Genomic DNA, 20,724 nt, shown 5'->3' on the forward strand with positions numbered 1-20,724 from the left:
CCGGCGACCGGTGCGACGTCGGACTCGGCGCTCGCCGTCGGACTGGACGGGTCAGGCCCGGCGGCGGACGAGGTGGGCGGCGACCGCGGTGACGTAGGCGCGGAAGCCCTCGAGGGCCCGGGGGACCGCGGCCGCGACGAGGTCGAGGTCCAGCGCCGCGTACTCGTGGACGATGACGTCCCGCAGTCCCGTGGCCGCAGCAAGGCGCTCGCCCAGCTCCCTCGGCAGGGCACCGGCCTCGACGGCGGCGGCGAAGGACGAGCGGTAGTCCCCTGGAGCGCGGCCGAGCTCGGCGACGGCGAGGTGGCTGTTGACGTCGACCGCGAGGTCGACGACGCGGCTGAGCAGTCGCTCGACGCCCGCGGCGAGCAGCGCGTCGTCCCGCAGCCGGTCGGCGTCGACGTCACCCACGGTGGACAAGGTCCTCAGCGCCGCCTCGATGAGGTCGAGCTTGGCGTGGACGACGCCGCCGTCGAGCGTGGGGGGCGGGCTCATCGGTCGGCCAGCAGCTCGAGGTCCCGGCGGCGCATCCGCTCGGTCTCCATCTCGGTCGTCAGCGCGGCCATCTGCGCCAGGGCGTACCGGCCCGGCGCAGCCTCGAAGAGAGGTTCGGCGCCCGGGCCGAGCGCCCGGCTGCGGGCGACGACGCCGGCGCGGGCCAGGTCCATGGCGTCGACGGCGAGGAGCTCGACCAGGGCGGTGACGACGCCGACGAGGTCCCCGCCGGGGCTGCCGAAGCGGATCGCCACGTCGAGGTCGCGCGGCGCCGGGCCGTCGACGTCCGCGCGCGAGGCGCGCACCGCGCTGCCGAAGGCGGAGACGAGGTCGACGTCGTGCCGTCGGCAGAGGTCGGCGAGCCGCCCGTCGGACGCCGCCGCTCGCAGCGCGTCGAGCGCCTCGAGCGCGGTCGTGCTCATGCCCGCGAGCGTAGGACGACAGGTGCGGCGACGGCCGGACGAGGACGAGCGCGCGCCCTCGTGCCACTCGTCGCCGAGCACGGTCGCCGGGGTGGAGAGGACGACGGCGCCGGTCGGGTGCTGAGGCCTGATCCGGGTCGGCGCCGGTCTGGTCGAACTGACGTCGCCACCGTCCCGCGAGGAGCGCCGGTCCGGTCGTGACGACGCGCAGGGGCGGTGGTCTCGGATCCGACGTCGCACCTCGGGTCCGACGTCGCGCAGCCCGTCGAACCGTCACGACGTGGGGGATGTCGGACTCGGCGCACGACGTCGGACTCGGGCCGGGTGTCCGGGCGGCCGTCGCAGGACCACCGCCCACGTCAACCCGCCGGTGGCTCAGCGGCGGGCGGCCGCCCAGCCCCGCACGGCGGCCTCGAGCACGACGCGGTCGACGTCCCCGGCGACCAGCCAGGCGCCGCGGTCCTCCTCCTCGACACCGGTCACGCCGGGCAGCAGCGCGAGGGTCTCCGTCAGGGCGGCGGTCCGGTCGTCGTCGGCGGCCAGGTCGTCGTCGAGGCCCACCTCCCAGCGCCACCCCTCGCCGTGCGCCCCGTCGACGTCCACCTCGTCCACGGTCCACGTGGGCGCCGCTGCGGCGGGCCCCTGGGACGCGATCTCGATGTAGCGCTCGGCGTTCTCCTGCAGCCACCCGTACCGCCGGCGCTCCACCGGCTGCCCGGCGAGCTTGAGCGCGAGCCCCCGGGCCTCGAGGGGGTTGATCGCCAGCAGGTGCCCGGCGACGACCGGCCAGTGCTGGTCGATGTAGGTCGTCCGGTGCCGGGGCTCGTCCCCGACGACCCAGCGGGCGCCGGGCACGTGCCGGACGAGGACCTCGCCGAAGTAGCGCGCCAGCCCGTCGGCCATCCGTGCCGACGCCGGATCCAGCTCGCCGCGGGCGCCGGTGACCGGGCCGGGCACGCACCACAGCGGCAGGTCGCCGTCGTCGACCAGCTCGTCGGTGACGACCACGAGGTGCTCGACGACCCAGGTGAAGGCGGGCGTGAGGCTCGCGGGCGTCCCGTCGAGGCGGTCAGCCGGCCCGCCGTCGTGGGCGAGGCGGCGGGCGAAGGCCTCGAGCCTCCGCGCCCCGCCGACGACCCACTCGGTGAAGTAGGCGTCGGCGGCGGCGCGGGGCTCGGTGCTCAGGCGGCGCAGCGGCATGCGTTCAGATCCCTGGCGGGTAGACGACGTAGGGGATGTTGTTGCGCTCCAGCGCGTCGATGATGTCAGGGTGGGCGCCGAGGCTGCCGCCGCCGTTGCGGTTGGGCAGGAAGTGCCACTCCACGTCCGCCCCCCGGGCCATCTGAGCCGCGTCCTTGTCGATCTGCCGCAGGATCTCGGCCCGTCGTGACGCGCTCGCCCCCACGAAGCCGGTCTTCACCTCCTTCAGCACGGCCGTCGCGATGTCGTCGCAGTCGGTGCAGGAGTCGATGAAGCGGCCTCGGCTGAAGCCCGGCACCGGCAGGTACTTCGCCACCCCGCCGTCGACGGCGCGGAACCAGTCCTCGCCGTCGCGCCATCCGGCGCGCAGCCCCGGCGTCCCCGCGACCTTGGCCGCCGTCGACCCGGCGACCATGCGGGCCAGCGCCTTCCAGTCGACACGGGCGGACGCCAGCGCCAGCACGTCGGCGTCGCTGAAGCCGGCGCGGGTGAAGACGGCCACGTCCACGTCCGCACGCCTGATGGCTTCGTGCACAGCGCTGGTGCGCACGGCCGACGGCAGGTCGGTGGCCCGGGCCACCGTGGAGGCCACCTCGTCGACCTTGTCGATGTTGCGGCTGACGAACTTGCCCGTCTTGCCGATGATCGAGGCGGCGTCGCCGGCGTAGGGGATGACCCCGGCGCCGCTGAAGCCGGCGCCGACCCAGTCGCCGCGGATGGCGTTCGCGACGACGTCGCGCAGGTCGGCGATGCCGCCGACGACCCAGCCGACGACCGGGATGAAGGACAGGCCCCCGCTCGCGAGGTTGCCGGCGAGCCAGGCCAGGGAGTCCTTCTGGTAGGCGTCGCCCGCCGTCGCCCCGATCGTGAAGTCACCGACGTAGCGCCACTTGCTGACCTTCTCGTCGACCACGATCGGGCTGAAGCCCTGGTCGACGGTGGCGACCTCCTCGGCGTCGTCGAAGCCGTCGCCGTCGGTGTCGGCCGACCACGGGTCGGTCTGCTGGTTGAGCTCGGCGGAGTCGCCCAGCCCGTCGCCGTCGGCGTCGGCGAGCCAGGCGTCGGAGCCGCTGTCGAGCTCCGCCGGGTCGGGGAGGCCGTCGCCGTCGGTGTCGGCGATCGTCGGGTCGGACCACAGCGGGTACAGGGCGCCGACGGGGTAGGCGTAGGAGGGGTCGAAGGCCGTGTAGGGCTCGCCGGCCTCGCTGCCGTCGTCCACGCCGTCGCCGTCGGTGTCGGCGACCAGAGGGTTCGTCGTCAACGGGTCGTGCCCGGCGCTGCGGATGCCCTGCTCCTCGACGCAGTCCGAGAGGCCGTCGCCGTCGGTGTCCTCGCCCGTGTCGCCCTGGTCCTCCTCGATCTCACGGAAGACGTCGGGGAGGTCCGCCGCGGAGGCGACGGGGTAGTAGCTGCCGCCGGTGCTCTCGGCGATGCCGCGCAGCAGTCCCTCGTCGACGGAGGTGCCGAGGCCGATCGTGGAGACGGCAACCTGGTCGGAGACGGCCTGCGTCGTCAGCGACGGGTCGTAGGAGCCCTCGCCGTCGGTGAGGAGGATGGCGATCTGCGCGCGCCCGGCCTCGTCCCCCCGCCGCAGCTCGTCGAGCGCGACCCGCAGGCCCGCGCCGATGTCGGTGCCGCCGGAGTCGTCGATGCGGTCGATGGCCGCCTTCGCGAGGGCCTTGTCGGAGGTCAGCGGCTGGAGGAGGGACGCCCAGCTGTCGAAGTCGACGACGGCGGCGCGATCGTCGTCGAGCAGGGCGTCGACGAAGTTCTTCGCGGCGCTGCGCCGCAGCCCCGTCGGGTCGTTCCAGGACATCGAGCCGGAGCTGTCGAGGGCCAGCGCCACGTCGAGGTCCACGACGCCGCCGGGCGCGTCAGTCCGCGGTCCGCACGTGCCGCCGACGGCCTGCCAGGTCTGGCCCCAGTTGCGGATGTCGAAGACGGCGTAGACCGAGAAGTGGTCCGTCGTCGTCGTCACGGTGCCGGCGGTCTCGTCGACGACCTGGCGGTCGTCGGGCGCGGCCGGCACCCAGGTGCGGTTCTCGGGGTCGAGCCAGAAGACCCGAAGGTCGGCGGCGTCGCCCGGGAGCGTCGCGGCGTCGAAGGGGAGGCTGATGCGGGCGGAGACGAGGTCGTCGACGTCGTCGGGCCGGATGGAGATGTCGACGGGGGTGCCGACCATGCCCGGTGCGCCGGCGAGACCCTCGGCCGGCGCGACGCGCAGGCCGCCGGCGATGTCGCCGGTGCCCGAGACGGCGACGACGACGCCGCTGGGGTCGGTGACGGTGCCGGTGACGACCTCCTCGCCGTCGGGGACGCCGTCGCCGTCGGTGTCGGCGCGGAGCGGGTCGGTGCCGGCGCGCAGCTCGGCGCCGTCGTCGAGGCCGTCGCCGTCGGTGTCCGCCAGCGCGGGGTCGGTGCCGTGGTCGCGGACCTCGGCGCCGTCGTCGAGCCCGTCGCCGTCCGAGTCGGGCATGAGCGCGTCGGTGCCGTGCTCGAGCTCCTCGGCGGCGGTCAGGCCGTCCTCGTCGACGTCCTCCTGCGCGTCGCCGACGCCGTCGCCGTCGGTGTCCGGGTCGTCCGGCAGCACGAAGGGGGCGCCGCGGAGGATCTCCTCGGCGTCGGGCAGCCCGTCGCCGTCGGTGTCGAGCACGCGGGGGTCGGCGCTGAAGGCGAGCTCGACGACGTCGGCGAGCCCGTCGCCGTCGAGGTCGCCGCCGTCGTAGCGGACGCCGGCGCGCTCGAGAGCGGCGACCGCGTCTGTCGTCGCCTTGCCCCAGTGGACGACGGCCGGCACCGGCTGGCCCCGGCGCCACTCGACGAGGCCCTTGTCGAGGGAGGAGCGCGCCGAGCGGGTGCCCTTGTCGAGCGGGGCGACGACCTCGGCGTCGGCGACGACGGAGGCGGCCGTGCCGTGCGACGCCGTCACCATCGCCGCGACCGCGCCCTCGAGCACCGGCGCAGGCCTCGAGGTGAGCGAGGCGTTGAGCGCCGTCACGAGCGCCTGGTCGTCCTTGGCGAGGCGGGCCGCCGCGGTCGCGTCGCGCGGTCGCCACCCGTCCCCGACGTAGGTGCCGCCGTCCGCCGCGTCGCGGGCGACGGCCTCGAGCAGCGCCGACGTCACGGGCGCCCTCACGCCGGCCGCGCGGAGGTCGGCGACGGCGTCGGTCTTGAGGTCGGTGGCCCGACCGGCCGGCGGCGCGCTCGCCGTGGCGGCGAGACGGTCGCGCCAGGTGCCGGCCGCCGCCGAGGCGCTGGCCGGCTGGACGAGCGCCAGGGCCAGGACCAGCGACGTGAGCAGGGCGACGACGGCCCCTGCCGGGCCGCTCCTCGCCGCTCGTGCGCCCTGACCGGTGCTGCTCTGCGTCGTCATGTACGTCCCCTCCACGCCGGCTGTGAGCGGAATGGAAGCAGGGGGTGATCGCGCGCCGCAGGTGAACGCGGCAGATCGCCCGGTCGGGTCAGCGCGACAGCACTGCTCGTGGTTGAGCGGAGGCCTACGAGAGGCCGCGCCCGACGACGGGGAGCAAGCACGTCGCTGTCCCGCCGCAACGCGTCGCTGAGCGCCAGCACCTCCATCAGCCGCTCACGGATGCCGGCGGCGAGGCGCTGACCGCCGAAGACGGCGAGCGTCTCGCGCAGCAGCTCGTCCTCGGGCACGCCGCCCTGCTCGGCCAGCGCGGAGGCCACGTCGCCGGCCGACAGCTCGGCGAGCGGTGTGACGGTGGACAGGCACTGACGGCGAGGTGCTCGGCCGACGACCCGGCCGTCACGTACCGGTGCAGCAGCGCGCTCCGGGACTCCTCCCCCTGTCCGACGACCGTGGGTGAGAGGGGTCCGACAGCGGGCGGTTCCCCGTCACACGCGGACGACCCGGGGCCCGCCAACCTCCTCGATCGGGTCGAAGTCGTCGTCCTGCGTGACGACGTCCATGCCGTTGGCGGCCGCCACCGCGGCGATCCACAGGTCGTTCACCTTCGCGCGCCGTCCCGCCTCGGCCAGACCGACGCGCAGGCGCGCCCAGTGGCGAGCCACCTCGGCGGTCACCGGGAGCGGCTCGACGACGGACACGGCCTCGAGCGTCGCGAGCCGACGCGACCGCGTCTCGGTGTCGCGAGCCGCGAGGACGCCGGCGTGCAGCTCGGCGAGGGTGATGACCGAGACGGCCGTCTCCGCGGGCAGCGCGGCGGCGTCGAGCGGGCGGCCGGTCTCCCGGGGGATGAGGACGCTGGTGTCGAGCAGCGCCGGGCGCGACGTCACAGCGGGTCGAGGTCGTCGGTGGTCTCGCCGGCGAGGGCGTCGAGGTCCGCGCGCAGCCCGGGGTCGGCCTGATGGCGCCGCAGGAGCTCGGCGAGGTCGGCGCGGGAGAGGAACTGGCGGCGTCCGGCGCGGACGGGGCTGATCTCCGCGACCGGCGACCCGTTGACGGTGACGGTGACGGGCGTGCCCTCGGCGACCTGGCGCAGCACCTCGGCGGTGTGGTTGCGCAGGTCGCGCGAGGCGATTGTCGTCATGTGCGGGAGCGTAGCCTTCCTGCCACACACGTCGCAGCGCCGTGATCCCGGGACGTCACCTGCTCACCCGGCCAGGCCCACGAGGTCCGCCAGCCGCCCCACTTGCTCGGTGAAGAACGCGTCCTGGTCGGTCGTCACGCCGACGAGGTGGCCGAAGAGCTCCGCGCTCACGAGCCCGAGGGTCGAGCTCCACGCGAGGACGGCGCGGGCGCGGACGTCGTCGTCGATGGCCGGGTGCTCGCCGCCGAGCACCGGGTCGACGTCGGGGTGGACGAGCGGGGTGCGGCCGGTGTCCGGGGCCCGCTCGGCCAGCCCGCCGGAATGCGCCGCGTCCCCGAGCACCCGCCCGAAGACGGCCGCTGAACGCATCGCCGCGACGACGGTGTCCTGCGGCGCCGCGTACCCCGGCACGGGGGAGCCGTAGAGCAGCGCCCACTCGTGCGGGTGCGCCAGCGCCCACGCGCGGACGCCGCGGCTGACGGCGACCCACCGGTCGCGCGCGGCGAGGGCCGGGTCATCGGCGTCCTCGGCGGCGGCGCCGAGCGACTCGTAGCCGGCGACGAGCAGCCGCGTGAGCAGGTCGTCGCGGCTCGGCACGTAGCGGTAGACCGCCGACGACGCGAGGCCCAGCTCACGCGCGACCGCCCGCAGCGACAGCGCCGCCGCGCCCACCTCGGCGAGCTGGCCGCGCGCCGTCTCGACGATGTCCGCCGTCAGCGCCTCGCGGGCGCGCTCCCTCGCCGTCTGCACCACCCCGCCACCGTATCGCCGCTCGCAGACGAGAGCACTGCTCTTGACATGATGACCGGAAGAGAGTGCACTGCTCTCGTCAGTGATCAGTGCACTCGTCGAGGAGGTCGTCGTGGGACGTCACGTGGTGGTGGGCAAGGGGCCGGTCGGGTCCGCGATCGCGCGGGTGCTGGTGCGAGAGGGGCACGACGTCGTCGTGGTCTCGCGCAACGGCGGCACGTCGAGCGAGCAGGTGCGGCACGTCGCCGTCGACGCCGCGGACGGCGCGGCGCTGGCCGCCGCGGCGCAGGGAGCGGACGTCGTCTACAACGCCGTGAACCCGAAGGACTACACGCGGTGGGCGGCCGAGTGGCCGCCGATCGCGGCGGCGCTGCTGCGGGCGGCGCAGGAGAGCGGCGCCGTGCTGGCGATCACCGGCAACCTCTACGGCTACGGCCGCCCGAAAGGCCCGATGACGGCGTCGACGCCGCTCGCCGCGGCCGAGGCCAAGGGCGCTCTGCGGGCGCGGATGTGGCACGACGCGCTCGCCGCGCAGGACGCCGGGCGCGTGCGCGGCGTCGTCGAGGTGCGGGCGTCCGACTTCGTGGGCGCGGTGCCGGCGGCGCAGTCGCACCTCGCGCGGCAGGTCGAGACGCTGCGCACGGGCGGTCGCGCGTGGGTGGTCGGCGACCCGGACGCGCTCCACAGCTGGACGTACGTGCCCGACCTCGCCGAGGCCCTCGTGCGGCTGGGCGCGGACGACCGGGCGTGGGGCCGGGCGTGGATGGTGCCGAGCGGAGAGCCGCGCTCGCAGCGGCAGGCGCTCACCGACCTCGCCGCGGCGATGGGTGCGCCGGCGCCGAAGGTCACCGGCATCCCGTGGCCGGTGCTGCGCGGCATCGGGCTGGCGAGCGGGCAGATGCGCGAGGTCGTCGCGATCCGCCACCAGTGGGACCAGGACTTCGTGCTCGACGCCTCCGAGACGACCGAGGTGTTCGGGCTCACGGCGACGCCGTGGGGGGAGGCAGTGGCCGCGACGGTCGCGGGGGTGAGTGGGGCGACGGCGCCGGCGGCGCGCTGAGGCCATCCGGAGCCGCGTCGAGTCCGACGTCGTGCGTCGAGTCCGACGTCGCGTGGGTCGCAGCGGCGTTCAGAGGCTCTCGGCGTCGGACTCGACACCGGACGTCGGACTCGAGGCCGCTGCCTCACCCCGGCAGCAGCGGGGCGCCGTACTCGACGAACCGGCGGTCGACGGTGGCGACGGTCGCGCCCCGTCGTCGCGCCTGGGCGATGAGCACCCGGTCGAAGGGGTCGTCGTGGTGCCGGGGGAGGTCCCGCAGCTGCGGCGCCGTTCGAGCGCCAAGACGGCCGTGTGACGGCGGCCGCGGCCATGACCGTGGGGCATAGCGCTAGGAACGTGTCCTGGGATGTTCAGTGATGCGGCGATAGACAGCTTCTGGTCCTGCGCCGCGATGAGGATTGGCAGGCGTCGGCAGGAGTCCGACATCAGCACGGGCCTCGGGCCAGGAGTCGCAGCCGTGCACCCGAGGTGACACGTCCGCCCGACGCAAATAGACGCGTCGACGTATGCTTTCGCGTCGAGGGGGTGAGTGCGTGCTGACGACGGACCAAGCGGCCTCGTACTTGGACGTGTCTTCGGCAGAGATCCGCCGCCTCGTCCGCAACGGCGCGCTCACGGCGACGAGTGCTGGCCGAACCATCCTCGTCGACGAGGCCTCCGTGCGCCGACGTGCGCGCCTCGCCGCCGGCCGTGGCCGCCCGCTGGATCCGTCGGTCGCCTGGGCGGCGCTGTGGATGGCGTCGGGTGAGCGGCCGGACTGGGTCGACCAGAGGACGCGGACGCGCCTGCGCTCCTGGCTCCGGCAACGGACGCCGGAGTCCGTCGCCACGGCCTGCCGCCGCCGCGCGGACGTCCACGACGTCCGCGTGCTGCCGGCCTATCGCGAGGCCGTCCTCAGCCACGACGGCGTCGCCGCCTCCGGTCTGACGGCTGCGAGCGACGTGGGCGCGGACGTCGTCGCCTGGGGCGAGCACGTCGCCGTCGCCTACTGCAGTCGCGGGGTGCTCGACGAGCTCACGGACCGCTACGGCATCAATGGCCGAGGTGTGCCCAACCTCTCCCTGCGCGTGCCACGAGCCGAAGCCGCGGCGATCGTCGCCCGACGCACCATGCCGGCCGCCGTCGTGGCGGTCGACCTGCTCGAGGACGACGACGTGCGCACCCGGCGCGCCGGGGCCGACCTGCTCGACCGGTGCCTGCGCGAGAATCTCGGATGAGCCGTCGCTGGCACCCCCCGCACCGACATCACGGCGATCCAGTCGGTCAGCAACAGGTCACGCGGCGAAGTTGCGCTTGGCCCAGGTGCCGACGGCTTGAGTGCTGACGCCGTTCACGCCGCCGCCGACCACGCCACCAGCCAGTGGGACGAGTTTCGTCAGGTTGATGACCCCCTTTGTCCCCGCCTTGGTGATGAGGCGGAAGCCGACCTTTTTGTTGATCTCGATGAGCACGCGACCCGGAATCTTCTTGACCGCGCTGAGGGCGCTCTTGGTGCCGATCTGCACGCCGGCCGCAGCCAGCGCCTCGGCGCCCGAGGCTCCGAGCAGGCTGAGCAGCACGACGCTGTGCACCTCCTCCGTCGTCACGTCGTAGCCACGGATGTGGGCGATGCCGCCGGCCATTCGCCCTTGCGCCAGCCACAGCGCTGTGAGGTCGGCGGGGACGGTGACCGGGAGAGTCACCAGGCCACCGACACCTGTCAGGAAGCCCGTCGTCGAGGTCAGGCGGACGTGCGTGGCGATGAGACGCGAGATGGCCTTCTCGGGGTCCTCGTGCCGAGCGAGGTGCTCCTCTGCGATCTGCACCGAGCCCTTCCATGGGCCAGCGCCGGTGACGCCGACGTTGACGATCTTGTCGGTGACGGCCTTCGCCGCGGTGGCTACGCGCTGTTCATCGGGCATGGACGCACAGTAGGTGGGCGGTCTGGCTGGCGAGGCGCATACAGAAGACCCGATGCCTCCGGCGCAGGGCGGGCGGAGAGCGGCACGTAGGCTGCGGCGCAGGCATTGACGGGCTTCCGACGACGGACACGCCCCGCCGAGCGCGATAAGCGCGACACCGCGACGAACCTCGACCCGACCGGCTCCGCACAGGCACGCCGCTACCCGAGGTGATCCCGTCAGGGAGCACCTGTGCCCGCTTGGGTGGCGAGCCTCAGCAAGGACGACGGTCCATCGAACTGGAACCTCTGCGTCGAGCACGGCCTCATGGGCACGCGTTCAGCAGTCGCGGGCTCGATCCGCGCTGGTGACGACCTCTTCATCTGGCTCGCAGAGTCCGGCTTCATCGCCTGGACACGGGCGCTGGAGGACTCACGACGGGTGACGCCGGGCATGGGCCTCCCGTGGCCCGACCCGGACGGCTACAAGTACGTCTGGCGCATGGAGGTCCTCGACGACCGCGTCGACGACCCGGTGGACCGGTCATGGAACGAGGTCAAGAACGAGACGGGTATCACGGCGTCCCCGCAATTCTTTCCCAAGGTGCCTGCTGACTCTGTAGGCGCCCTCACCGAGCACTTCGTCGACTTCGCCCGCGAGGTCGGCGCGGTCGAGCGTGCGACCTTGATGGCGCTGCCGACAGAGGATCAGCGCAAGTACCGGCTCGCGACGCGGGCGGTGCGTGAGGGACAGCGGGAGTTCCGCAGGGACCTCGAGCGCGCCTACGACAACCGCTGCGCTATCAGCGGCACGTCGGACCGCGCCGCCCTCGAGGCGGCGCACATCGCCCCGTACCTCGGAGTGGCGAGCAACCAGACTCCTAATGGTCTCCTTCTGCGCAGCGATCTCCACGCGCTCTACGACGCACACCTGCTTAGCGTCTCGCCCGACGGTGTCGTGCACGTCGCCGCCACGGTGGTATCTGCCGAGTACCAGGCGTTGGACGGACGACGCATGGACATGCCCGCCAAGGCCACGGATCACCCGGCCACCGAGCAGCTGGCGCAGCACCACCGCCGCTTCCTCTCCCGCACGCCCTGACGGCGTCCTCGGACGGCGCGGCTAGCCTCCCCGACGCGGCCCGACTGGCACCGCCGCACCGTGGCAGCGGTGCAGCGAGGCGCCCACCACCCGCACGAGTCCCTTCGTGCTGCCTCGGGCTGGTCTGGTGTCTGCTCTGCTCCGCCGTTCGGCGTCCGCTCTCATGGACGCCGTGACCTCTGGTGACGTCGCCGTCGAGCTCGACGGCGAGCTGCACCGGCACGCCGGCCACAGGGCGTTGTCCGCTGAGGCGCGCTCATGGCGGGCCAGCATCCCGGTGCTCGTGCGCGACCTCCACGACGCCGGCTTGGGCGACGTCCAGGTGCTGCTCGAGTACAGGCTGCCGCTGACGAGCCGTCGCATCGACGCGGTCCTCGCCGGGACGCACCCGCGGACGGGCAAGCCGTCGTACGTGGCCGTGGAGCTGAAGCAGTGGTCGTCGTTCGCGCCGTTCGAGGAGGATCAGGCGCTCGTCACCGTCCCCGACGTCCACGAGCCGCGGCTCCACCCGCTGCTGCAGGTCGACGGCTACCGCGAGTACCTCGTCGACTTCACCAAGGCGCTTCACGAGGAACCCGACCTGGTGCGCGGCGCGGCGTACGTCCACAACGCGCGGGCGGCCGACATGGCGGGTTCGCCGACGCTCCTGACGAGCCGCATCTTCGGGGGTGACCAGCGGGACGAGTGGCTGGGCTTCTTGCGCGAGCACCTGGCTCCCGCGCCGGGGAAGGATGCCGCGGAGCGGCTCTCGGCCAGTGCGGCGCGTCCCTCGCGGACGCTGCTGGCGGTCGCCGCGGAGGAGATCCAGCAGCGCGAGCACCTCACCCTCCTCGCCGACCAGCAGCTGGCCTACCGGATGGTGCTGCACGAGGTCGAGCGGGCCAGTCGCGGCCGCGGCAAGACCGTCGTCGTGGTGACAGGCGGCCCCGGCTCCGGCAAGAGCGTCGTCGCGCTGTCGCTGCTCGGTGAGCTCGCGCGGCGCGGGTACCGGACGCTGCACGCGACCGGCTCGCGGTCCTTCACGCAGACGCTGCGCAAGGTCGCGGGTCGCGGCAGCTCCCGCACCAAGAGCCTCTTCACGTACTTCAACAGCTACATGCAGGCCGAGCCCGACGGTCTGGACGTGCTCGTCATGGACGAGGCCCACCGCATCCGCCGGACCTCGGAGGCGCGCTGGACGCGCGCCGAGTTGCGCACCGGGCGGCCGCAGCTGGACGAGCTGGTCTCCGCGGCACGGGTCCCAGTGCTCCTGCTCGACGAGAACCAGGTCGTGCGCCCGGGAGAGATCGGGTCCGTCGAGGCGATCCGCGAGTACGCCCGGGCCCACGCCGTCCGGGTGGTCGAGGTCGACCTCGCCGACCAGTTCCGCTGCGGCGGCAGCGACACCTACGTCCGCTGGGTCCGTGACCTCCTCGGACTGACGGACACCGGCCCGACGGCGTGGCGCGGGACCGACTTCGACCTGCGCGTCGCCGACTCGCCAGCCGAGATGGAGGCGTTCCTCGCCGAGCGGCTCGCCGAAGGGCGCAGCGCGCGGATGACTGCGGGCTTCTGCTGGTCGTGGAGCGATCCGCGCCGCGACGGCACGCTGGTGCCGGACGTCCAGGTCGGCTCGTGGGCCCGGCCGTGGAACCTCAAGGGCGACCGCCGAATCGGCAGCGCTCCGGCCTCCGCGCTGTGGGCGACCGAGGAGGGTGGCTTCGGTCAGGTGGGCTGCGTCTACACCGCGCAGGGCTTCGAGTATGACTGGAACGGCGTCATCCTCGGCCCCGACCTCGTCTGGCGCGACGGCACCCTGCGCACGGACCGCTCTGCCAACAAGGATCCCGACTTCCGCTCGCGGGCGGCGGTCGACGACGTGGACTTCGACCGCCTCGTGCGCCACGTCTACAAGGTGCTGCTGACGCGGGGGATGGTCGGGACCGTCGTCTACGCCGTGGACCCGGATCTGCAGGCGGCGCTCAAGCGCTTCGTCTCAGGTACCTGAGCCGCCGGCGCGGAAGAGGGCCAGCTCGACGGCGTCGGGGTCAGCGCCGTGCTGGTCGGCCAGAGCCGCTGCCCGCGCGAGGTAGGCCTCGTACTCCGCGACGGACCACCCCTGCTTGCTGGTGCCCAGGTCGGTGTGGCTGCGCAGGGCGCTCGCGACGCGCCGGTCGAGGATGAGCGGGCGAGGGCCAGGGACGGTCACGCCGGAGGCTGCGAAGTAGAGGTACTTCGTGAAGAAGGCGGGGCCGACGTAGGCGACGGCGTTGTCGCCGCCACGGAGCATCGAGGAGTACGCGGCGCCTGCGCCCTGCGTCTGCAGAACCTGCGCGGCGGACACGAGTCGGCCGCCGACGTCGCCAAGGTCGCCCTTGAGCCAGCGGGTGTTCCGGCCGAGCAGGAAACCGCTGGAGCCGGTGCCCCAGACGTAGGCCGCGACGAGCAGGCGGACGCGTCCAGGGGCGGTGTGGTCGGCGGCAAGGTGCGCGACGTCGCTCCGGCTGATGCGGTGCCAGCGCGGCTTGTGCTCGTCAGCGGGGAGGCCGTCCAGCGACGTCGGCCAGTACGTCGAGGGCACCCGCGTCCTCCACCACTGCGGGCGGTACCGCACGGAGTGCGCGTCGATCTGGGTGCGGGTCGGCAGTGCTTCGAGGCTCTCCAGGCTGGGCACCGGGGGAGATTGGCATGTGGCAGGCCGTCATGAGCGACTTTCGTAGTGGTCGCTCGTCTCTCACAGGGCTCGGACGTCCTCGACGAGGTCGACGATGTCCCGGACGGCGTACGGCACCGTCAGCTCGACCACCGGCTCACGACGGGACATGCGCCGGCGCTCTTCCCACGGGTAGTCGGCGATGCGACGAAACGTCTCGGCCCCGCGGGTGACGACAGCGCCGGCGTGGACGGCGCCGCTGTTGAGCGGGCACAGCTCCACCTCGTCGCCGTGCGCGACGAGCAGCTTTGCGGTGCTGACGACGAGCAGGTCGTGCCGGCGCCCGCGGTAAGCGGCGTGCAGCTTGGCGAGCCGCTGCTCGCTGAGCCAGAAGAAGACGCGGCTGTTCAGCGTTCGATACCAGCTCGCCTCGTCCATGCCGGCGAGCGTCCGGCGAAGCACCGTCTCGTTGATCGGCTTGTTGTCTCGGATCCATGCCGTCCCGTGTTCCGGGTGGGCCAGCTGCACCGACTGCGGGCGCTTGCGCGCGAGCAGGTCGTCGCGGTGCGGCTGCCGGACGTCGTAGAGGTCACACAGCGCCTGCGTGGAGAGCAGGCCATGACGCTGGATCGACGGCCAGGACCCCGCCTCGGCCATGTGGAAGAGGCGGGGCCAGCGGTCGGTGATCTCGTCAGCGAGCACAGGACGAGCCCATCACGAGCGCCGTCAGGTCGTCAGCGCTTCTCGACAGCGTCCTCTCCGGATCCATGGATCGTCGTGCGCCGAGGCTGCCGGACGGGGCGGCGACGCCGTCACCCGCCGCCGCACGCCGAGCGCCCTCAGTCCAGCAGCGGCAGCGTCACGTCCGCGATGAGCGCCGAGCCGATGAACGTCCCGACCAGCACGAGCACCCCGACGACGAGCAGCTTCCACCCCGACGTCCTGGCGATGGCGACCTCCCGCCGCGAGATCGCGAGCCCGGCGAAGGCGAGGCACGGCACGGACAGGGCGAGGAAGTCGATGTCGCCGACGACGCCGACCACGGCCTCGCCCCAGGGGAGCATCGGCAGGCTGGCGACGATGCCGACGAGCGAGACCCACGCGACGCTCGGCAGGCGCAGGAACGGCAGGGCGCGGGTGAGCAGGATGCCGATGACGGCGATGAGCCCGAGGGCCATCACGCCGGCGGCCGCGCGCAGGGCGGACAGGTCGGTCGCGATGAGCTGGGCGGCCCAGCCGAGGGGCAGGACGGCGAGGAGCGCCGTCATCTCGCTCGGCAGGGACAGCCGCTCGTCCTGGGTGTCGTCGACGTCGTCGACCGGCGTGGCGCTCATCGGGCGCCCTCCTCGTCGCTCGTGGCCGCCGGCGTCGCCGCGGCGCGGGTGTCCTCGGGGTGGGCCTTGCGGTACATCCACTCGACGAGCGGCAGGGCGACGAAGAGCGTCACGTACATGCCCGTCGCGTAGGTGAGGAGGTTGCTCGTGCCGGCGAAGGCCAGGATGGTGTCCTCCATCTCCGGCAGCGTGGCCGCGAGCGCGCCGCTGCAGGCCGCCATCATCGAGCCGCTGCCGACGCCGCAGGCCATGGCGAGCGCCCGGGGGTCGAGGACGTCGAGCGAGACGACGAAGCTCGCCATCACCGAGAAGACGATGGTGCCGACGAGCGTGCCGACGACGTAGACGGCGAGGACGCCGGCGCCCTCGGGGCCGCGCAGGCCGTAGCGGTCGGCGATGATCGCCAGGCTCGGCTCGCGGGCGACGGAGAACGTCGCGCCGATGGCCTCCCGCCGCAGCTTCAGCAGGTACACGGCGACGGGGAAGGCCAGGACGATGGTCCCGAGGTTGCCGAGCTCCTGCAGCAGCAGCGCGGGCCCGGCGGCGATGACCGCCTCGATGTCGGGGCCGATCGTCGTCCCGAAGCGGGCGATGAAGGGCAGGATCGCCACGATGATGAGCGGCGACGCGAGCCGCACCTCACGGTGCCCCAGCACCTTTCCCACCCGGCCGGTGATGCTCGGGTTGAGCACCAGCCCCGCGAGGAAGGCGTAGAGCAGGGGTAGCAGCAGGATGGTGCCGATCCCCACCTCGATGCGGCGGATGCCGAGGAGCTGGGAGAGGACCACGACGACGAGCGCGACGGCCAGGAGCCGCCACGCCGCCACGAGGTCTGCGGGCCTGTCCATGCGGTTCCTCCGAGGGTGTGGGCGGGGCGCGGGGGTGGGGACGGGTCAGTAGCCGAGCGAGGGGAACGGCGCGCCGACGGGCTGCATCGGCACCCACACGGCCGTGAGCTGGGTGTACTCGTCGAGGACGCCGGGCCCGGACGAGCGCCCGTGGCCGGAGTCGCCGAAGCCGCCGAAGGGCACGGCGACGTGGATGGTCTTGCAGGCGTTGACCCAGAAGGTCCCCGCCCGCACGCCCGCGGCGACGCGGTGCGCCCGCGAGACCTCGTTCGTCCACACCGAGCCGGCCAGGCCGAAGTCGGTGGCGTTGGCGCGGGCGACGGCCTCCTCCTCGGTGTCGAAGGCGTCGACGCCGAGGACGGGGCCGAAGACCTCGGTGGTCTCCAGCGCGTTGGCCGGCGTGACGCCGTCGAGCACGGTGGGCGCGACCCAGTGGCCGCCGGCGAGGTCGCCCGACGGCGTCTCGACGAGGGGGGTGGCGCGGGTCGCGCCGTCGGTGAGCCCGAGCTCGAGCAGCGCGCGGACGCGGGCGTGCTGGCCGGCCGTGACGATGGGCCCGACCTCGGTCGCGGGGTCGAGCGGGTCCCCGAGGCGCAGGCGCCCGGCGCGCTCGACGACCTTCTCCAGCAGCGCGGCGTGCACCGAGCGCTCGACGAGCAGCCGCGAGCCCGCGACGCACGACTGGCCGGCGGCCGCGAAGATCGCGGCGACGGCGCCGTCGGCGGCCCGGTCGAGGTCGGCGTCGGCGAAGACGATGGTGGCGCTCTTGCCGCCGAGCTCGAAGACGGTGGGGATGCCGGCGGCGGCGCACGCCGTCCCGACGGCGCGGCCCGTGGGCACCGAGCCGACGAAGCTCACCTTGCCGACGCGCGGGTCCGTCGTCACGGCCTGGCCCGTGGTGGCGCCGAGGCCGACGGCGACGTTGAGCACCCCGGCCGGCAGCCCGGCCTCGTAGGCCAGCTGGGCCAGGCGCACCGTGGTGGCCGGCGTGAACTCGCTCGGCTTGAGGACCACGGCGTTGCCCGCCGCCAGCGGCGCCGAGGAGTTCCACCCGGCCGTGAAGACGGGCGCGTTCCACGGCGTCACCGCGGTGACGACGCCCCACGGCACCCGGCGGGTGTAGGTGAGCCAGTCGCCGGGGACGGGGAGGGTGTCGCCGGAGACCTTGTCGGCCCACCCGGCGTAGAAACCGAACATCTCGGCGACGCGGGCGGCCTCGGCGCGGGCGTCGCGCAGCGGCTTGCCCGTGGTGGCCGACTCCAGGACGGCGAGCTCCTCGGCGTGGGCGGCGACGACGCGGGAGACCTCGCGCAGCGTCGCGGCCCGCGCGAAGGGGTCGGTGGCGCCCCACGTGCGCGCGCCCTCGGTGGACGAGGCGAGCAGCCGGTCGAGGACGTCGGGCCCGGCGTCGCGGTAGGAGGTGAAGACCTCGCCGGTCGCCGGGGTCACGAGCTCGACGACGTCGCCCGTGCCGGGGACGACGCGCCCGTCGACGAAGGAGCCGAGGCCCGTGGGCAGCGACGCGGCCAGGACGGCGGACGCAGTCGCAGCGCCGCTGCGGCGGTAGGCGTCCGGGGCCGCCGGGGGAGCGGGCGGCGCGCCGGGGGTAGGGGCGTCGGACTGCCGGGTGGTCGTCGTCATCGGTCGTCCTCGCTACTGGTCGTGGAGCTCGCGATGCGGCGCGCCGGCGCGAGGGCGGTGGTCGCGGTCGCGGCGGTGGCCGGGGCCTCGGTGAAGTCGGCGGTGGGGCCGCGCTCGGCGAGGGCGCGCTGCCAGGCGTCGTGCGTCGCGGCGAGCAGGGCGGGCTTCGCGCCGCGGGCGGCGGCGACGTCGAGGGCCAGGCCCACGTCGCGGGCCATGAGGCCGAGGGCGAAGCCGGAGTCGAAGGTGCCCGAGAGCACCCACCGCGGGAGGGCGTTCGCCGTGACGGCGCTGCCGCCCGACGCTCCGCTGACGGCCTGCGCAACGGTGGCGAGGTCGAGCCCGTGGGCGGCGGCGACGTCCATCGCCTCGCCGACGGCGATGAGGTTGGTCGCGCACAGCACGTTGTTGAGGAGCTTGACGATGTTGCCCGCGCCCGTGCCGCCGACGACGGCGTACTGACCACCGGTCAGCGCGGCGAGCAGCGGCTCGGCGGCGCGGACGTCGTCGGCGGTGCCGCCGACGAAAGCGCTGAGCGCCCCGGTGGCGGCGCCGCTCGCGCCACCGGAGACGGGGGCGTCGACGAAGACGGCGCCGCGCTCGCGGGCGGCGGCGGCCATGGCCTCGCTCGTGGCGGGCTCCGACGTCGTGGTGTCGAGGACGACGCGGGTGCCCTCGCGCTCCAGCAGCACGGGGATCGTCTGCTCGACGACGCTCGCCGACGGCAGAGAGAGGACGACGAAGGGCGTGCCCGCGACGTCCTCGAGCCGGTCGGCCGTCGCGACATCGGCGTCGGCCGCGCGCGCCCGGGCCTTGGGCGAGGGGTCGTAGCCGGTGACCGCCCATCCGGCCCGGTGCAGGGTCGCCGCCATGGCGCCGCCCATCGCGCCGAGGCCGACGACGGCGACGCGCCGCTCGGCGCCCGAGCCGTCGCTGGGGAGGTCCGCCGGGGCGGCGCCGTCGGGAGGGGTGGTGTCCACGTGTCCTGCTCTCGCGTCGTCCGTCGGTGCGGGCCTGGGCGGTGGTGCGCCCGGCCGTGATGGTCGGCAAACGTAGGTGCACGTCGACGTGCTGGCAATGCTCGTTGCAGGATTGCGTCCACGAGTTGATGGAGGGGCGGCCCGGGCCGGACGGCGCGGACCGACGGGTCCCGCTGCGGCTCCTACAGTTCGGGTCGACGTCGTCCGCCCGGGCGAGGGGGGGGGCGGTGACGGCGTGATCAGCACGTGGCTCGACGGGCTGCGCCCGTCGGCGGGGCTCTCGCCGGCGCAGGAGCGCGTGTTCGAGACGGTGAAGCGCAACCAGCAGCTGGCGTCGTACTCCGACGTCGCGGCCATCGCCGCGCGCGCGGGCGTCGACAAGAGCACGGTCGTCCGCTGCGCCCAGCGCCTCGGCTTCCGCGGGTGGCCGACGCTGCAGCACGAGCTGCGGGCGCGCTACCTGCTGGAGATCTCCACGGAGCAGACGCTCGAGCAGCACCACCGGGAGACCGACGGGGTCGTCCACGACGCCGTCCGCCACGACATGGAGAACCTGCGGCTCGCGCTCGAGACGGTCGACCGCGACGACGCCGAGCGCGCGGTCGCGGCCCTGGGGGAGGCCGAGCACCTGCTCGTGCTCGGACAGGGCTCGTTCGCCGGGCCCGCGACGGTCTTCGCCCACCTCGCCGCGACGATGGGCTACCGGGCGCAGCTGGAGTCACGGGGCGGGCCGCACCTGGCGACCGCCGTCTCGGCGCTGGGGCCGGGCGACGTCGTCCTCCTCGTCAACCCGTGGCGCCCCATGCGCGAGCTGCTCGCCGCCGCGCGCGCCGCCCGGTCGGCCGGTGCGCGCGTGGTGTCGATCAGCGACCTCGAGCGAGGGCCGGTCGCGCAGGTCTCCGACGTGCCGCTCATCGTGCCGAGCGAGGGCGTGTCCTTCTTCCAGTCCGTGACGGCTATCACCGCCGTGGTCTACGGGCTGCTTGCCGGCATGCAGGCGAGCCGACCCGAGCAGACGCGCGCAGCCCTCCAGGGCGTGCAGCGCGCGTGGCGGGCGATGGACACCTACGACGACGGGCCGCGGGGCGGGGCGTCGGGCGGCTGAGGGCGTCGGCTCCAACGGCGCGGGGCGGCGCCGCCGATACGTGCTGGACCGCCGTGAGCGGGGCGGTCATCCTCGCCTCGACCGCTGAGCGCGCACGGCCAGGAGGCCCGACCCAGGCGCTCGTCGAGTGGTGAGGAGGAGTCGTGGACGACGTCGAGGACGGCGCACCCGGCGAGGCCGCCGCGGCACCACGCGCGGACGCCTCTCGGCGTCTGTGGGAGCGGCTCCCGCCTCCCACGCCCGAAGAGGTCGCGGAGCGGGAGCGGCGTGCGGCGGCTCTCCTCGCCGCAGTCAACGGCGCCACAGAGGAGATCGAGTTCGTCGAGTACGGCGGCATGTACCCGGAGCAGGGCTACGGCTGGTGGCGGCCGACCGGCGAGGCGGTCTACCTCCGGCTGCGGCACGACGACGCCAGCCTCGAGGTGGGTCCCTCGGAGGACGGTCGACCCATGCCGGCTCGCGGGCGGCTGCGCCTGGTCGCCGAGCTGAGCGGCGCGACGGGGGTGCCGGACGCCGGGTCGACCTCCACGCCGGAGGTGGCGGTCGAGCTCGTGCGCACGCTCCGGGCGATGCTGGACCACCCCGATCCGCGTCCTGAGCTCGACACCCAGCGCGTCGTCGAGCGGCTGCGGCGGATCCGCGCGCTCTACGAGCGTTGACGCCGACGAGCGCCGAAGGCGTGTCGTCAGGACTCCCGCATCCGTGACCCAAGCCGTGGTCGCCCCTCGCTCCGTCATGGGCGTGTCCGACCGCAGCCCACCT

At 74.1% G+C, this 20,724-nt stretch carries 21 protein-coding genes and 1 pseudogene; 6 read left to right on the top strand and 16 right to left on the bottom strand.

Going from position 1 to position 20,724, the window contains the following annotated elements:
• Window positions 1-51: 51 nt before the first annotated feature.
• The 8 genes from hepT to WDV85_RS04365 form a co-directional block, all read right to left on the bottom strand.
• A complete protein-coding gene (gene hepT / locus WDV85_RS04330) occupies window positions 52-495 on the bottom strand; it encodes a type VII toxin-antitoxin system HepT family RNase toxin (protein WP_339569454.1) in 444 nt (147 codons plus the stop codon).
• Window positions 492-917: a hypothetical protein gene (locus WDV85_RS04335; RefSeq protein WP_339569455.1), complete on the bottom strand. Its 426-nt coding sequence runs from the start codon at window positions 915-917 to the stop codon at window positions 492-494. Before WDV85_RS04335 ends, hepT begins: the two co-directional genes overlap by 4 nt.
• 375 nt (window positions 918-1,292) lie before the next feature.
• Window positions 1,293-2,117 carry a hypothetical protein gene (locus tag WDV85_RS04340; RefSeq protein ID WP_339569456.1) on the bottom strand — a complete coding sequence of 275 codons (825 nt, stop codon included), beginning with the start codon at window positions 2,115-2,117 and terminating at the stop codon, window positions 1,293-1,295.
• 4 nt (window positions 2,118-2,121) lie between these two features.
• Window positions 2,122-5,490: a VWA domain-containing protein gene (locus WDV85_RS04345; RefSeq protein ID WP_339569457.1), complete on the bottom strand. Its 3,369-nt coding sequence runs from the start codon at window positions 5,488-5,490 to the stop codon at window positions 2,122-2,124.
• Window positions 5,487-5,777, bottom strand: coding sequence for a hypothetical protein (locus tag WDV85_RS04350; RefSeq protein WP_339569458.1), 291 nt, complete (start codon window positions 5,775-5,777; stop codon window positions 5,487-5,489). Before WDV85_RS04350 ends, WDV85_RS04345 begins: the two co-directional genes overlap by 4 nt.
• Window positions 5,778-5,975: 198 nt before the next feature.
• Window positions 5,976-6,377 (bottom strand): type II toxin-antitoxin system VapC family toxin, encoded by a 402-nt coding sequence (locus WDV85_RS04355; RefSeq protein ID WP_339569459.1) that lies wholly within the window; start codon window positions 6,375-6,377, stop codon window positions 5,976-5,978.
• On the bottom strand, window positions 6,374-6,631 hold the full coding sequence (locus WDV85_RS04360) for a type II toxin-antitoxin system Phd/YefM family antitoxin (protein ID WP_339569460.1): 258 nt from the start codon (window positions 6,629-6,631) through the stop codon (window positions 6,374-6,376). Before WDV85_RS04360 ends, WDV85_RS04355 begins: the two co-directional genes overlap by 4 nt.
• Before the next feature lie 63 nt (window positions 6,632-6,694).
• A complete protein-coding gene (locus WDV85_RS04365) occupies window positions 6,695-7,384 on the bottom strand; it encodes a TetR/AcrR family transcriptional regulator (RefSeq protein ID WP_339569461.1) in 690 nt (229 codons plus the stop codon).
• A gap of 79 nt (window positions 7,385-7,463) precedes the next feature.
• On the opposite strand from WDV85_RS04365, the gene WDV85_RS04370 reads away from it, so the two are divergent.
• Window positions 7,464-8,441, top strand: a complete 978-nt coding sequence (locus WDV85_RS04370; protein ID WP_339569462.1) for an NAD-dependent epimerase/dehydratase family protein — start codon at window positions 7,464-7,466, stop codon at window positions 8,439-8,441.
• Window positions 8,442-8,565: 124 nt separating this feature from the next.
• Here the strand turns inward: WDV85_RS04370 and WDV85_RS04375 are convergent.
• Window positions 8,566-8,709: pseudogene (locus WDV85_RS04375) on the bottom strand (PIN domain-containing protein); the annotation flags it as partial.
• Window positions 8,710-8,947: 238 nt separating this feature from the next.
• Between WDV85_RS04375 and WDV85_RS04380 the strand changes: the two are divergent.
• Entirely contained in the window at window positions 8,948-9,658 is a 711-nt protein-coding gene (locus WDV85_RS04380; protein ID WP_339569463.1) for a helix-turn-helix domain-containing protein, read from the top strand.
• Between the two features lie 57 nt (window positions 9,659-9,715).
• Here the strand turns inward: WDV85_RS04380 and WDV85_RS04385 are convergent, their stop codons facing one another.
• A complete protein-coding gene (locus WDV85_RS04385; RefSeq protein WP_339569464.1) occupies window positions 9,716-10,342 on the bottom strand; it encodes an EcsC family protein in 627 nt (208 codons plus the stop codon).
• Window positions 10,343-10,585: 243 nt separating this feature from the next.
• Here WDV85_RS04385 and WDV85_RS04390 point away from each other — a divergent pair, with 243 nt between their 5' ends.
• On the top strand, window positions 10,586-11,422 hold the full coding sequence (locus tag WDV85_RS04390) for an HNH endonuclease (RefSeq protein WP_339569465.1): 837 nt from the start codon (window positions 10,586-10,588) through the stop codon (window positions 11,420-11,422).
• 163 nt (window positions 11,423-11,585) lie between these two features.
• Window positions 11,586-13,409 carry a DNA/RNA helicase domain-containing protein gene (locus tag WDV85_RS04395; RefSeq protein ID WP_445263219.1) on the top strand — a complete coding sequence of 608 codons (1,824 nt, stop codon included), beginning with the start codon at window positions 11,586-11,588 and terminating at the stop codon, window positions 13,407-13,409.
• On the opposite strand, the gene WDV85_RS04400 is transcribed toward WDV85_RS04395, so the two are convergent.
• The 6 genes from WDV85_RS04400 to WDV85_RS04425 all read right to left on the bottom strand — a co-directional run bounded on the left by WDV85_RS04400 (window position 13,398) and on the right by WDV85_RS04425 (window position 18,857).
• Window positions 13,398-14,075 carry an 8-oxoguanine DNA glycosylase OGG fold protein gene (locus WDV85_RS04400; protein WP_339569467.1) on the bottom strand — a complete coding sequence of 226 codons (678 nt, stop codon included), beginning with the start codon at window positions 14,073-14,075 and terminating at the stop codon, window positions 13,398-13,400. The two genes, WDV85_RS04395 and WDV85_RS04400, sit on opposite strands and share 12 nt — an antisense overlap.
• A gap of 60 nt (window positions 14,076-14,135) precedes the next feature.
• The gene (locus WDV85_RS04405) at window positions 14,136-14,756 is read right to left on the bottom strand and encodes a DUF7002 family protein (protein WP_339569468.1); all 621 of its coding nucleotides are present in this window, start codon (window positions 14,754-14,756) and stop codon (window positions 14,136-14,138) included.
• Window positions 14,757-14,893: 137 nt separating this feature from the next.
• Window positions 14,894-15,388 (bottom strand): hypothetical protein, encoded by a 495-nt coding sequence (locus WDV85_RS04410; RefSeq protein ID WP_339569469.1) that lies wholly within the window; start codon window positions 15,386-15,388, stop codon window positions 14,894-14,896.
• Window positions 15,385-16,236: a DUF3100 domain-containing protein gene (locus tag WDV85_RS04415; protein WP_339569470.1), complete on the bottom strand. Its 852-nt coding sequence runs from the start codon at window positions 16,234-16,236 to the stop codon at window positions 15,385-15,387. The genes WDV85_RS04410 and WDV85_RS04415 overlap by 4 nt, the downstream gene beginning before the upstream one ends.
• Window positions 16,237-16,281: 45 nt before the next feature.
• Window positions 16,282-17,877, bottom strand: a complete 1,596-nt coding sequence (locus WDV85_RS04420; RefSeq protein WP_339569471.1) for an aldehyde dehydrogenase family protein — start codon at window positions 17,875-17,877, stop codon at window positions 16,282-16,284.
• Window positions 17,874-18,857, bottom strand: a complete 984-nt coding sequence (locus WDV85_RS04425) for an NAD(P)-dependent oxidoreductase (protein ID WP_339569472.1) — start codon at window positions 18,855-18,857, stop codon at window positions 17,874-17,876. Before WDV85_RS04425 ends, WDV85_RS04420 begins: the two co-directional genes overlap by 4 nt.
• A gap of 235 nt (window positions 18,858-19,092) precedes the next feature.
• On the opposite strand from WDV85_RS04425, the gene WDV85_RS04430 reads away from it, so the two are divergent.
• Window positions 19,093-19,962, top strand: coding sequence for a MurR/RpiR family transcriptional regulator (locus WDV85_RS04430; protein WP_298993239.1), 870 nt, complete (start codon window positions 19,093-19,095; stop codon window positions 19,960-19,962).
• Between the two features lie 143 nt (window positions 19,963-20,105).
• Window positions 20,106-20,621: a hypothetical protein gene (locus tag WDV85_RS04435; RefSeq protein WP_339569473.1), complete on the top strand. Its 516-nt coding sequence runs from the start codon at window positions 20,106-20,108 to the stop codon at window positions 20,619-20,621.
• Window positions 20,622-20,724: the final 103 nt, after the last annotated feature.

The sequence above is a fragment of the Pseudokineococcus sp. 5B2Z-1 genome (assembly GCF_037482305.1).
Classification (GTDB): Bacteria; Actinomycetota; Actinomycetes; order Actinomycetales; family Quadrisphaeraceae; genus Pseudokineococcus.

Coding starts and splice junctions, on each gene's coding strand:
- WDV85_RS04360 (WP_339569460.1), bottom strand. CDS start 6,631: ATGACGACAATCGCCTCGCGCGACCTGCGCAACCACACCGCCGAGGTG.
- WDV85_RS04420 (WP_339569471.1), bottom strand. CDS start 17,877: ATGACGACGACCACCCGGCAGTCCGACGCCCCTACCCCCGGCGCGCCG.
- WDV85_RS04335 (WP_339569455.1), bottom strand. CDS start 917: ATGAGCACGACCGCGCTCGAGGCGCTCGACGCGCTGCGAGCGGCGGCG.
- hepT (WP_339569454.1), bottom strand. CDS start 495: ATGAGCCCGCCCCCCACGCTCGACGGCGGCGTCGTCCACGCCAAGCTC.
- WDV85_RS04395 (WP_445263219.1), top strand. CDS start 11,586: ATGGACGCCGTGACCTCTGGTGACGTCGCCGTCGAGCTCGACGGCGAG.
- WDV85_RS04380 (WP_339569463.1), top strand. CDS start 8,948: ATGCTTTCGCGTCGAGGGGGTGAGTGCGTGCTGACGACGGACCAAGCG.
- WDV85_RS04385 (WP_339569464.1), bottom strand. CDS start 10,342: ATGCCCGATGAACAGCGCGTAGCCACCGCGGCGAAGGCCGTCACCGAC.
- WDV85_RS04410 (WP_339569469.1), bottom strand. CDS start 15,388: ATGAGCGCCACGCCGGTCGACGACGTCGACGACACCCAGGACGAGCGG.
- WDV85_RS04340 (WP_339569456.1), bottom strand. CDS start 2,117: ATGCCGCTGCGCCGCCTGAGCACCGAGCCCCGCGCCGCCGCCGACGCC.
- WDV85_RS04415 (WP_339569470.1), bottom strand. CDS start 16,236: ATGGACAGGCCCGCAGACCTCGTGGCGGCGTGGCGGCTCCTGGCCGTC.
- WDV85_RS04345 (WP_339569457.1), bottom strand. CDS start 5,490: ATGACGACGCAGAGCAGCACCGGTCAGGGCGCACGAGCGGCGAGGAGC.